General features: G+C 43.3%; 11 protein-coding genes. 3 read left to right on the forward strand and 8 right to left on the reverse strand.

Annotated elements, in window-relative coordinates:
* Positions 1 to 41: 41 nt before the first annotated feature.
* Positions 42 to 1,244: an enoyl-ACP reductase FabV gene (gene fabV, locus AB4486_RS08120; protein ID WP_017060392.1), complete on the forward strand. Its 1,203-nt coding sequence runs from the start codon at positions 42 to 44 to the stop codon at positions 1,242 to 1,244.
* Positions 1,245 to 1,550: 306 nt separating this feature from the next.
* Here the strand turns inward: fabV and AB4486_RS08125 are convergent, their stop codons facing one another.
* Positions 1,551 to 3,233 carry an aspartate:alanine antiporter gene (locus AB4486_RS08125; RefSeq protein ID WP_065584163.1) on the reverse strand — a complete coding sequence of 561 codons (1,683 nt, stop codon included), beginning with the start codon at positions 3,231 to 3,233 and terminating at the stop codon, positions 1,551 to 1,553.
* 249 nt (positions 3,234 to 3,482) lie between these two features.
* A complete protein-coding gene (locus tag AB4486_RS08130) occupies positions 3,483 to 3,746 on the reverse strand; it encodes a GrxA family glutaredoxin (protein WP_009847069.1) in 264 nt (87 codons plus the stop codon).
* 406 nt (positions 3,747 to 4,152) lie between these two features.
* Between AB4486_RS08130 and AB4486_RS08135 the strand changes: the two genes are divergently transcribed.
* On the forward strand, positions 4,153 to 5,445 hold the full coding sequence (locus tag AB4486_RS08135; RefSeq protein WP_017060396.1) for an iron-containing alcohol dehydrogenase: 1,293 nt from the start codon (positions 4,153 to 4,155) through the stop codon (positions 5,443 to 5,445).
* 124 nt (positions 5,446 to 5,569) lie between these two features.
* On the opposite strand, the gene AB4486_RS08140 is transcribed toward AB4486_RS08135, so the two are convergent.
* The 5 genes from AB4486_RS08140 to AB4486_RS08160 all read right to left on the reverse strand — a co-directional run bounded on the left by AB4486_RS08140 (position 5,570) and on the right by AB4486_RS08160 (position 11,127).
* Complete coding sequence (locus tag AB4486_RS08140) at positions 5,570 to 6,424, reverse strand: MurR/RpiR family transcriptional regulator (RefSeq protein ID WP_004734686.1); 855 nt, start codon at positions 6,422 to 6,424, stop codon at positions 5,570 to 5,572.
* A gap of 358 nt (positions 6,425 to 6,782) precedes the next feature.
* Positions 6,783 to 8,426, reverse strand: a complete 1,644-nt coding sequence (panP, locus tag AB4486_RS08145; RefSeq protein WP_017060397.1) for a pyridoxal-dependent aspartate 1-decarboxylase PanP — start codon at positions 8,424 to 8,426, stop codon at positions 6,783 to 6,785.
* 118 nt (positions 8,427 to 8,544) lie between these two features.
* A complete protein-coding gene (locus AB4486_RS08150; protein WP_017066066.1) occupies positions 8,545 to 9,072 on the reverse strand; it encodes a hypothetical protein in 528 nt (175 codons plus the stop codon).
* A 174-nt stretch (positions 9,073 to 9,246) separates the two neighbouring features.
* Complete coding sequence (locus AB4486_RS08155) at positions 9,247 to 10,152, reverse strand: lysine exporter LysO family protein (protein WP_017071961.1); 906 nt, start codon at positions 10,150 to 10,152, stop codon at positions 9,247 to 9,249.
* A gap of 54 nt (positions 10,153 to 10,206) precedes the next feature.
* Positions 10,207 to 11,127 (reverse strand): HDOD domain-containing protein, encoded by a 921-nt coding sequence (locus tag AB4486_RS08160; protein ID WP_017066065.1) that lies wholly within the window; start codon positions 11,125 to 11,127, stop codon positions 10,207 to 10,209.
* Positions 11,128 to 11,484: 357 nt separating this feature from the next.
* Between AB4486_RS08160 and AB4486_RS08165 the strand changes: the two genes are divergently transcribed.
* Positions 11,485 to 12,066, forward strand: coding sequence for a TfoX/Sxy family DNA transformation protein (locus AB4486_RS08165; protein WP_017060401.1), 582 nt, complete (start codon positions 11,485 to 11,487; stop codon positions 12,064 to 12,066).
* A gap of 161 nt (positions 12,067 to 12,227) precedes the next feature.
* Here AB4486_RS08165 and AB4486_RS08170 read toward each other — a convergent pair whose 3' ends face one another.
* Positions 12,228 to 12,770 carry a hypothetical protein gene (locus AB4486_RS08170; RefSeq protein WP_017065409.1) on the reverse strand — a complete coding sequence of 181 codons (543 nt, stop codon included), beginning with the start codon at positions 12,768 to 12,770 and terminating at the stop codon, positions 12,228 to 12,230.
* Between the last annotated feature and the right edge of the window lie 202 nt (positions 12,771 to 12,972).

Genomic DNA, 12,972 nt, shown 5'->3' on the forward strand with positions numbered 1-12,972 from the left:
GAAACTTTTATCCTTAACCTGATTTTTTAAGGAAGTTGAATATGATCATCAAACCTCGAATTCGCGGATTCATCTGTACTACAACACATCCAGTCGGTTGTGAAGCTAATGTAAAAGAACAAATTGCTTACACAAAAGCTCAAGGCCCAATCGCAAACGCACCTAAACGTGTACTAGTTGTTGGCTCTTCAAGTGGCTACGGCTTGTCTTCACGTATTGCGGCTGCATTTGGTGGCGGCGCTTCAACTATCGGTGTTTTCTTCGAGAAAGCCGGTACTGAGAAAAAGCCGGGCACAGCTGGTTTCTACAACTCAGCAGCGTTCGACAAGCTAGCTAAAGAAGAAGGCCTGTATTCAAAAAGCCTGAACGGCGATGCTTTCTCTAACGAAGCGAAACAGAAAACAATTGACCTGATCAAAGAAGATCTAGGCCAAATCGATATGGTTGTATACTCACTGGCGTCTCCAGTGCGTAAAATGCCAGAGACTGGCGAAGTAATTCGTTCATCTCTAAAGCCTATCGGTGAAACGTACACGTCAACTGCGGTTGATACGAACAAAGACACAATCATCGAAGCAAGCGTAGAGCCTGCAACTGAAGAAGAGATCAAAGACACTGTTACTGTAATGGGCGGTGAAGATTGGGAACTTTGGATCAATGCTCTTTCTGAAGCTGGTGTTCTAGCGGACGGTTGTAAGACGGTTGCTTACAGCTACATCGGTACTGAACTAACGTGGCCAATCTACTGGGATGGCGCACTAGGTAAAGCTAAGATGGATCTAGACCGTGCAGCGACAGCGCTGAACGAGAAGCTAGGCCAAACTGGCGGTACTGCAAACGTTGCTGTTCTTAAGTCTGTAGTGACTCAAGCAAGTTCTGCAATCCCTGTAATGCCTCTTTACATCGCTATGGTGTTCAAGAAGATGCGTGAAGAAGGTATTCACGAAGGTTGTATGGAACAGATCTTCCGTATGTTCAGCCAACGTCTATACAAAGAAGACGGCAGCGCGCCAGAAGTGGATGAAGTGAACCGTCTACGTCTAGATGACCTTGAGCTTCGCGAAGACATTCAAGATCACTGTCGTAACCTATGGCCTCAAATCACAACTGAGAACCTAAAAGAACTGACTGACTACGTAGAGTACAAAGAAGAGTTCTTGAAGCTATTTGGTTTCGGTGTTGAAGGTGTTGATTACGAAGCTGACGTTAACCCAGCTGTTGAATTTGATGTAGCTGACATCTAATTCAAGTTATCGAATCTAAACGAAATAGGCGCTCATTGAGCGCCTATTTTTTTGTCTGCTATTTGGTTCAAGAGATTAAGAGCAGATATGGGATTCGAGTGGCGGGATGCGAAGAGATTTAAGAGCGGATACGGCTACCGCGATTCGAAGGGGGACAAGAGTAGAAATAAGGGATGAAGAGAGTTAAGAGCAGGAGTGGGGAAGAAGGCTTGAACCGCTTAAAACAGGTTATAAAAAATGCACTAACCCAAAGTGAATTAGTGCATTCGAAATATCTAAGCTTGGCTGCTTTTAATGCAGCAGATGCTAGCTAATTATGATGATGAAAGTACCTGCTAAGGTCATCAATATATTGGCTATCGCATAAGTACCCGCATAACCCAGAGCCGGAATCGTTGAGCGAGCGTGGTCATTTACGATGTCCATCGCTGGAGCGCAAGTTCGCGCGCCAATGATTGCACCGAACAACAAAGCTCGGTTCATCTTCAATACGTAAGCGCCAACCAAGTAAGCGAAGAATACTGGCAGCACACTCACTACTAGGGCAATACCTATTACCTGTGGGCCAACTTGGGTTAAGTGCTCAAATATCTTACCACCGGCGCTCAAGCCGATACCGACCATAAAGAACATCAAACCGAGGTCTTTGACCATGTTCAGAGCACCTTGAGGCACATAACCGAAAGTAGGGTGGTTCGCTCGTAGGAAACCAAGCATGATGCCCGATAGAAGCAGGCCAACCGCGTTACCTAGCCCAAACGATACCTGACCGAATGTCATGGTGATTAAACCAAACAAAATACCCAAAATGAAGAAGCTACAGAAGGCCATCAAATCCGCCATTTGGCTGTGGATTGAGATGAAACCAATTTTCTCAGCTAGGCCGTGCACTCGACTCTTTTCACCACTCACCTGTAGGACGTCACCTTTAGAAAGCACGATGTTTAAGTCCATCGGCATTTCAATCTGAGCACGTACTACGCGGCTAAGGAAACAGCCGTATTCAGACAGGTTTAAGTCTGATAGGCGCTTACCTGCGATACTGTCACTCTTAACGACGATCTCTTCTTCCACGATACGCAGATCGAGAAGGTTACGGTCGAAAACTTCTTTACCGTTACGGAAGCTTGGGTCTAGACGAGCGTGGCTATCTGGGAAACCAACCAATGCGATCTCATCGCCTTCTTGCAGAATTGCATCACCATCTGGATGGGCAAGAATACCATTACGTCGAATACGCTCGATGTAACAGCCTGTTTGGCGATAGATGCCCAGTTCACGCAGATTCTTACCGTCAGTCCAAGAGATGAGCTCTGGTCCCACTCGATAAGCACGAATAATGGGCAAGTAAACCTTACGCTGACCTGAAGCGCCTAACCCACGTTCTTGGGCGATTTGCTCTGCCGAGTCGTGTAGGTTCACTTTTTGAAGTTTTGGAATCAAGCGAGCAAACATAATCATACTGATTAAGCCAACCAAGTAAGCCATCGCGTAACCGACTGAAAGGTTTTCGATAATCAGGCTCAAGTCCATGTTTCTTGGTAATTCTGCAAGCCCAGAATTCAGAGCATCTTGAGCACCTACCAATATCGGCGTTGCTGTTAAGGCACCTGCCATCATGCCTGCAGATAAACCAAAGCCTAGGCCAAGGTAATGACTACTGAAATAGGTTAGGGCAATTGCGGTAGAAAGTACCACAAGGCTCAGAATGAGGTAGTGCTTACCGTCTCTGAAGAAGATACCGAAGAAGTTTGGTCCAGCTTCAATGCCAACACAGTAGATGAACAGCATGAAACCAATGGTGAGCGCATCTGCGTTAAAAGAAAAGCCAAGATGTCCCATGATAAGGGAAGTAATCAAAACACCGATTGAATTACCAAGTTGGAGGCTACCGAAACGAATTTTACCAATGGCTAATCCAATCGATAAAACAACAAAGATGAGGAGAATGGGGTTTTGTTCTAACAGAAAAACAACGTCGATATTCACGGTGGTCGCTCAATAATTGGCGTGGAACACAGGGTAAGTTTGAGAGGTGAATTGTATCTAAATATAAATAAATTATAAGCAATATTTTGTTAATTTACTTGATTTTGACCTTATTCTTATTCCGTATGAAAACTGGTCATAAAAAAGCCCGCTACAGTGAGCGGGCTTTCTATAAATCGTACAGTCTAACGCCTAAATGGGTCAGCTGTTTAAGGCTTTAGCCCTGATTCTCGTTTGAGAAATCCTAGCTTAGTCGAAAAGACCTAGGTTTTCTTTTGCGTATGCTTCAAATTCTGTGCAGCCGCCGATGTGGTCTTGGTCGATGAAGATTTGTGGAACTGTATCGACAGGTTTACCAACAGTCTTCTCTAGATCAGCTTTGCTGATACCTTCAGCGTGGATGTCAACGTAACGGTAGTTGAAGTCATCGCGTTTAGCTTTAAGAGTTTCAGCATGCTCTTTTGCACGAACACAGAATGGGCAAGCAGGGCGACCAAAAATAACTACAAACATTTAATTTCTCCTAAATACGGGATGAGGCTCGTTAACTCGATTATGTTAACTATTCTTTAGTGAATGCCACTCAAAATTTCATAAAACCAACTATGCCTCAATGCCATGGGGAAATAAAGATGGAATTACCTCTTAATACAATAGGTTTTGTCTATCAGAGCAAATAATGGTCACAAAAAGGATCCATGCTGATTTCTGATGGGTATTCAGATTGATTACCCTTAATTTAAGAGTGTGAATTACCCCTAAGAATACGACATTAATCCATCTTTAATGCGACAAGTTGCACCTCGTCAAAAAAAGCGCATACAGAACGAGGCATCTTAATACTGATGCACTATATAAAGGCTAAATTCCAATAACCAAGAGTTCGCAGTTTTGTTCGGTCATAGGCGCAGGAGGCACCATGTTTCAATTTATGACATCTACAAAGATCATCTTTGGTGATGGAGCACTTTCCGCTTCATTGTCTCTCTTTAATCAATATGGCTACAGCGTGCTATTGGTTACAGGCAATACATTAGAGCGCACTTCAATTGTTACTGACTATCTTGATGCGCAGAGTATGCGTTATCAGCACATTGCCGTTTCCGGTGAACCTAATATCAAAATGGTTGAAGAGGCGGCTATTTCTGCTCGTCGATTTAAGCCAGATATGGTTGTCGCCATGGGGGGCGGTAGCGCCATCGATATGGGCAAAGCGTTGGCTGCGGTTTTACCTAATCAAGGCAATTTATATGACTATGTTGAAGTGGTCGGGCGTAATGTTCCTCTTAAAACCAAACCACTTCCGTTTATCGCAATTCCAACCACAGCGAGTACCGGCGCCGAGGTCACTAAAAACGCGGTGCTGAAATCAGGCCAAGACCAAGTAAAAATCAGCCTGAGAAGCCCAGACATGCTGGCCGACGTTGCGATTGTCGACCCAACCCTAACTCATGGAACCAATCTATATCTATCTGGGCGAGGTGCGATGGATGCCTTTACTCATCTAATGGAAGCCTACGTGTGTGGTGAACCGAATCCGTTAACCGATATGATTTGTGAAGAAGGGCTGCGTAAGTTGAGTGGTTCTGTGGTTAAAGCGTGTGTTTATGATGAGCCTCAAGCACGTTCTGATCTTGCTTTCGCTTCTATGCTCGGTGGTATGGCGATAACTAATGCCAAGCTTGGCGCAGCCCATGGTTTAGCCTCCGCACTAGGAGGTAAGATTTCTGCGCCTCATAGTGTGATTACCGCGCGTTTAGCGCCGTTTGTGATGTTGGAGAACATAGCCGTTGCAAAAGAGCAGCAAAGAAGCGACATCCTAGCGCGTTATCAGCGAATCGCTCAGATAGTAACAGGTAACGTAGAAGCAATAGAAGAGGAGGCAATTTCTTGGTTATCGGAAGTGCTTGATACGCTTAAGTTACCCAACTTGTTGGAATTTGGTGTCTGTGAAGCCCAGTTTGATGAGGTGTCTGCCGACGCGCTCAAATCAGTGGCGATTAAAGGAAACCCTTTGCCGCTTAACCAAGAGAGGCTCGTGCATATTTTGAAGCAAGTATGCGAGAAGTGCAGTTGTAGAGAAGGGCATCATGAGGGAGCTTCAATGAATCAAATTGGGCAAGAGCCAGCTGTCGAGTCGAGCTTTACCATTATCAATTCTTATGCGTCCGAAAACAGCGTGGTTGAGAAGGGCAATAGTTGGACTATCTAACGGTCTTAAACTTGTTCGTTGTATAAGTCATTTTATACAGACAAATAAAAACGGAGCTCTAGGCTCCGTTTTTTTAATTCAACTTGTTCTCTGGTCATCTGTTTTCAGTTCATGACTAAGCAGATTAGAACTGAGAGTACTTCTCGTAACGTGAATCACGAAGTGACTCTTTGACGCGCTTTAGGTTCTCTCTGAAACCAGAACCACGACGTAGCGTAAAGCCTGTCGCTAGCACATCGATAACCGTCATCTGAACAACGCGACTTGCCATTGGCATGTAAACGTCAGTGTCTTCTGGAACATCCAGAGAAATAGACAACGAGCTCGCTTTATCCAGTGGAGAATCTTTTGCTGTGATAGCAATAACTGTCGCACCGTTTTCACGCGCTAAGTTTGCAATCTCAACTTGGCTTTTAGTGCGGCCAGTATGAGAGATAAGAACAATAACGTCGTTATCACTGCAGTTAATGCAGCTCATTCGTTGCATCACGATGTCTTCGAAACATGTGATTGGGATATTAAAACGAATAAACTTGTTTTGAGCATCTTTGGCGACAGCAGAAGAGGCACCCAGTCCGAAGAACGAAATGCGTTTTGCTTGAGTCAGCAAGTCAACAGCACGGTTTACTTGCATCGCGTCTAGACTGTTTTTAGCAACGTCTAGACAAGCCATAGTTGATTCGAAAATCTTATGCGTATAAGCATCTGGACCATCATCTTCTTCAACATTACGGTTCACGTAAGGTGTACCGTTTGCCAAGCTTTGAGCTAGGTGAAGTTTGAAGTCAGGGAAGCCCTTTGTGTCTAATCGACGACAGAAGCGGTTAACTGTAGGCTCACTCACGTCAGCCATTTTAGCTAAGGTAGCAATGCTAGAATGAATTGCAGTTTGAGGGGAAGCCATAATTACTTCGGCTACCTTGCGCTCAGACTTGCTGAAATTTTCCAGGTTTTTTTGTATTTTTTCTAATGTATTCATAGTGTTCACAAGGGTATAGAGAACAACTTGCTAGTTAATATCTTTTACCAGGGGGTATGGCTGAAGCAAATATCAGTAAACACAAAGCCGATGTATATTCGGTTTCGTAAATACTGCTGCGTCAAATAGATATCAAGCTAACTAGCACCATAGAGTCAGTATAAACCCAACATACTATTTACTAATACAAAAACAGGGCATGAATGCTTAAGAATATGACAAACCTCAACAAAATTTTAGAAAACTACAGAATTGGAAGAGAGTTTGAGCAAAAAGAATGCAAAATGGGTATGAACTGACAGCTTAGTTACATCAAAAAGAAAGAAATTTTCAATTTGATGCAACTAAAATTGAATGACTATGCGTTGATTTGCGTAACCAGTTTGTTGATTTTGCCCATCAAGTTTGGTGCTAGTTTAGAGATCTCACGCTGTTCTTCAAGCACTGACGAAAGAATGTCATTGCCTGTTAGTGGGTTTGCTAATACCACGCGGAAAACGATGATTGGCTGATGTACCCATGCTTCAGGGTTTAAGCGTGTACGTGACACGAAAGACTTACCTGTTTCACGCTGCTTCTTCTGAATAAACTTAGTCAGCTCATTGAGCAATTCATTCAGTTCGACACGATGTTCAGGCTCAGCTTTAAGCAGTGCCGCTTTGACTGACTCAGGGACATAGCGATAAGTCAGTAGGCAAAGCTCAGGTTCTGAAACCAGCTCGAAGTCGCTCTGATCTTTAATTAGGTCGGCAAAGTAGCGCGCTTTGTTGATGCTTTGGTCGATCAGCAGTTCATAACCTGGGCGGCTAATGATGTGCATTGCGGCGTAAACCAGCATTGCCATACCTGAACGAGAACCTTCTAACGTATGGCTGCCTAAATCTTTTGAGCCTTTACGAAGAATGTATTGAGCATGATGTTCAATCGCAGTCATCGCATCTGGCTTCTTAAACAGAACCATACCCGCACCCATAGGGATATAAAGCTGTTTATGCGCATCAATCGTGACTGAATCCGCCAGTTCAATACCATCAAGTAGGTGACGATGATTGTTAGACATCAGAGTCGCACCGCCCCAAGCTGCATCAACGTGGAAATGACAATCGGATTCGGCACACACCTCAGCAATGTCTCTTAGCGGGTCGATATTACCGGTTTCGGTTGTACCAGCCACACCAATGACGGCGAAAGGTTTGATCTTGTTCTGCTTGAGCTGCTCGATCTTGAGTCTTAAATCATCAGTACAAATACGGTTGTCGTTATCTGTTTTAACAGACACTAGACCTTCTTGACCAATACCAAGGACATCCGCGGCTTTTTTCAGAGAGTAGTGGCCACGTTCAGAGACTAAGATGGCAAGGCCTTCGTAGTCGTAGTGCTTCATGGCTTTAAACAGGCCTTCTTTTTCTACACCTTTGAACGAACCTTGCGCTTTTAGTGCGTTGTTACGTGCAACCCAGAGCGCTGTAATGTTCGCGATGGTACCGCCAGAACAAAACGCACCTAAAGAGTGGTTTGCGCTGTGCATCCAACGAGAATAAAACTGGTCACTATCTTGATAAATCAGGCGATGTAACATGCCCAGAACTTGACGTTCTAGGGGAGTGAAAGCTTTTGAGGTCTCGATTTTTACTAGATTCTGATTCAACGCAATCATGATTTTTGAAAGCGGCATCAGGAAGTACGGCAACGCAGAGGTCATATGGCCAATAAAACTTGGCGAAGACGTGTGAACCGAATGAGACACAAGAGAATCGAGGAGATGCTCAGTATGTTCAGAAACAAACTCAGGCTGCTCTGGGATATGAGCATTTGAAAAATCTTTCTCAATTTCACGTAGCGGCTTTTCTTCAGCCACAATATGTTCACGTAAGAATTGATTCAGGTTTCGTGAAAGTTTGTCTTCAATTTGAGTGAGTGTTGAATCTGGGCCTTCAGGTACCGTGAAGATACGTAGAAGACTGTCGAAGCTAACATCTGCTGTTTTTTGTTCCGTAACCATAGCAAGCGAGTTATTTTTCTAATATTGACGCGAGCGGGACAATCTAAACGAAAACGGGAACAATGTCCCGTCTTAATTATGAAATCCAACTTCTCAAAAAAGCATATTAAATGCGGGGTTATTTACACTTAATCGCTTCAAGTTTACTGATCGACTGGTTGTAACGCTGCAGCGCTGAGTCGATTTGCTTAGGGTGACTAAGCAGCTCTGCAAAGGCAGAACGTAGTTCGTAGTTTTGAGCGTGAGGCGTTGATTGGCGGTCATCGAATGTTGTTTTCGCGATTTTACCAAGCTCATCATCACGTGTTGATAGCGTTTTAATGTCGTGTTGCTCAAGTTGCAACCAACCTTCTACAGGTTGCTCTGTTGCCACTTTGCTTGAGTCGTTTACTAAGTAGTAGTGAACCGCAGCACGGTTAAGCTCAAAGTGGTGCTTACGACCTTCTAGGAACCACTCACTCACTTCTGTTAGCTCTGGATATTGCTCAGAGGTTAATGCAGCAAGGTCGGCATACCAATTCAAAGAAGCGTCGATGTACGCATCATATTTTTTTGCTTGGCACTGGTTTGTCTCAGACATTGAATCTGCTGCAAAAGAGAAAGTAGAAGTTGAAGCTAGCAGTAATGCGACGCAAAGGCGTTTCATAGTGGTTCCTTTTGTAAGTTTATTCTTTTTATAACTTTGTCGTTACAGGTTACCGTGATCGTTATTTGTTGAGCAATGACACTTAGTGTCTTTTTATTTCGGTAACAGTATCGGTGTCTTGGGCATTGGTATTCGAGTTGCATTCTAATCTAAAACAAACGCTATTCCTGCGATCTAGTTAGCAAGAGATACAAAGAACAACATCAATATCGGAACAAGCAAGCTGAGGATAAAGCCACTGACGATAGCGATAGGCACACATCTAACGCCGCCTGTTGTTTGAATGACCGGTAAGGTGAAGTCCATCGCAGTCGCACCAGCATAACCAATGGAAGTGCATGGGTAGCTGCGAATTAGCACTGGAATCAGTACCAAGGCAACTAACTCTCTTAACAGCTCAAGCATGAAAGAAGCGCCACCATAGACAGGACCAAAGGCGTCACCCATTAAGATACCAGCCAGAGAGTACCAACCAAATCCAGAAGACATTGCCAAGGCTTTGAACAGAGGGATATCTAGGATGTAAGCCGCGATTACACCACCTAACATTGAGGTGATGATAATGGTGATTGCGATAACCATACCGTGCTTGTTGAGTAAGATCTGACGAAGTGTGAGTCCGCTATTACGCAGCTGAATGCCGATAAAGAATAGAAGAACAAACAGAATCCATTCGCTTGCGGTATCAACCCAATCAAGGCCAATAGGCAGCACTAAGCCAGCGATTAGCCCTGAACCTACCACTAAGATGAGTTTTGCAGATTCCATCGCCATAGAAGAGAGGGGAAGCTTCTTCTTGCTACTGTCGGTTTTGAGTGGCAATAACTTATCAATAGCGGGCAGTGCCATTAGGTTACATACGCTTAAGCAGACAAAGAAAGTGACGGTATATAGAAGGATTGTCTGCAGGTTACTGCCTAGGTTATCGAGGGCGGCTAAGCTTAGTCCCATTAACGCCAGAATCACGTAGATCAACCGCGATGTTGAGCGGTTGATAAATTCTAATGTCTGAGCGTTCGAAATTGCAAAAAGATACCCCACGACGAGTGGCGCAAATATAAAGATCATCCCTGTAAACATGCTTTCCCCATTGCATTTACTTCATATTACACTTACTTGTAATTTAACAGTGACTTAGAAGCCGCTAGTATTGATCACGTCGCTTAGCTTTGCATTAAAATCATGCTTGCTCAAGTTGCTTAATTTATAAAGCACCTCTGCACCTGTCACGTTAAGTTCAACTTCGTGATCATCGATGTTCTCATCCTTGTTTCTGAACATCAGCAGGTGGTTAGCGATTCGAGCGATATCTAAGTAAGAGACTTCACGCTGTTCGTGGTTATTGATGGTATTGCTGCACACATCAATAAAGTCGCTGTCGAAGCCCCAACGGTTAAGCACCAATTTACTGGTAGCAGAACATTGGCCTTGGAAGATTTGTAGAGCGATGTCGTGATCTAGGTAATTGCCATTTTCGAGGTAGAGGTGGTATTCGCTAACCAAACAGAACAAACCAATATCAGCCAGTAATCCAACAAGCAGCGATTTTTCATGCTCAAGGTAACGGTATTCAGTAGGGGAGAGCTCTTTGAAGCTGTTGGTAACAAGCACCATAGTAGCGCCCAGCTCTTTTGATACAGAAGCGCTCTGAACCAATACCTTATTACATTCTTTACTGAGGTTGACTGAGTGTTTGAGTTGCTCAATAGCCTGAGCCGTCACGATGTCACGTACTCTTAATATGCCAAGGCGCGACACCGCCGTCATAATATCAACACAAGTAATATTACGTCGGTTAAAGACGACAGAGTTAGCCACACGAATGACAATAGCAGCGAGGCCTGGGTCTTCGAGTAAGCACTCGGCAACGTCAGCAATCCCAGTTGATTCAAGGGTACAAAGCGATTGAATCTTCAGTACAACGTTAGGGATAGGAGGAAGTGTTATTTTTCCCGCTGAGATAGAATGTCCAACAAGTTGGGCAAACTCTGATTCTAGACCCTTTAAGAGAAGAGTCTTATTTTGAGGTAGCCAGAAAAACGATAAATGATTCATATAAAAAGTAAAAACAGGTCTGTCCTGCCATTTTACAAGCCACGATGCTGCGAGGCAATACTCACCCGTCTACATAACCTTTAATAATTTGAACCGGTGTATCACTAGGTGTCCAAATTCAAGCATGGTTTGATAGTTTACTGTGAAGTCAATCATGAAAAACCGGAATACTCAATTGATTGATGTGAACTAAGTCCAGACTTATTTTTCTTTTCGAAGTATGATTTATTTAAAGGTGAAAAACGAAACCATAATATTCACCTATAGAATAACAAAATAGATTTAAAATTTTCGCATAACAAGCTGCTTGTCTGGTGATCAACCTAATCGGGGTAATTTGATTAAGGATCAACGGATATGACCGAGACAGCATTTATTAATTACGTGAATCAATTTGGTGAGCATCAAAAACGTTCTATGTTCGGAGGTATTGGCCTCTTTCAAAATGACGCTATGTTCGCTTTATTGAGTGAAGGTTGTTTATTCATTAGAGGTGGAAAATCATTAGATAAAAAACTGACCGATCTTGATTGTGAAAAGTATCGTCATGTAAAGAAGCAGACAACAGCAACCGTAAACTATTACGACATTACGGATCTGTTTACCTGTGAACATCCTGAATTGGATAGTATTATTCGTACTTCAATCGATAATTCAATTCAGCAGCGTAGCTTCAAGAAGTCATCAGCTAGCCGTAGATTAAGAGATCTACCAAACATGCAGCTTACGTTAGAGCGCATGGTTAAAAAGGCGGGTGTGGATGATGTTTCAATGTTTATGCAGTTGGGCGCACCTGAAGTGTTTAATAAGGTTCGCGAAGCGTACGGAAACGATGTTGACCTAAAACTACTTTGGAAATTTGCGGGTGCAATTGATGGTATTCACTGGAAACTATTACAAGAGCCACGCAAGCAGCAATTACTAAAGAGCTGCCACTAAAGAAGTTTACCTTATATGCTTAAGATTACTGTTAATAAATAAAAACCGAGGAATGTCCTCGGTTTTTTTGTTTCTGTCTTAGCCGGATTTCTTAAAAGACTAAGTATCAAAAGGCTAAGTGCTCATAGAGAGCTTATTTGCTAGGGCTTGAGCTTTAAGTATTAGTACTTGAAGCGAGCAGTGAACATAAGTTGGTCACCGTAGAAGTCGTTAATACGAGCTTCAGCACCTAAAGAGAAAAGCTCTGTAGAGTGGAAACGCGCGTAAACAGAACCTGTCCAATCATCGTTGTCATCGATAGAAACGTAACCACCTTTACCACCTACTTCTAGTTGTGGACCAAGCCATTGGCGAACACCAATGTTGATTTCCATACCGATATCAGTAGAGCTTGAGTTCTCAGGTTGAACGATACGAGCTAGCATTTCACCTGTTAGGTCTGCCCAGTTGTTTAATGGAGCGTGGAAACCAAGACCTACAGCTGAGTCGTAATCGCTTTCAAATTCTGAATCGATACGTGCTATAGCGTGAGCGTTCGGGTGAATGGACTTACTGAACGCACCACCAAATGTTACTGGGCTAGCACCGATACGTGCTTCAAAGTAATCATAGTTAAAGTTGCTCATTACCTGTGGTTGTTCATCGACAGCTAGTGCTTGACCAGAAGCCAATAGCATAGCGGTAGTAAGTAGAATTTTGCGCATAACGACCGTAAACCTATATTAGTGTTAATTCCTTTGGTTTGAGACAAATCGGCAAACCATAAACATTGAGACAGTTTAATCTAACTCACGGAAAAGTAATCCTTTAAAATGTAAAACCTTACTCATTTAGTTAAAAAACAAGCAAATTAAGGATCAGTATGTAACGGAGATCTCATGTTTAGGGCGAATGAGAAAAATAGAC

It is taken from the genome of Vibrio sp. 10N.222.55.C6, from assembly GCF_041473395.1.
GTDB classification, from domain to species: Bacteria; Pseudomonadota; Gammaproteobacteria; order Enterobacterales; family Vibrionaceae; genus Vibrio; species Vibrio crassostreae_C.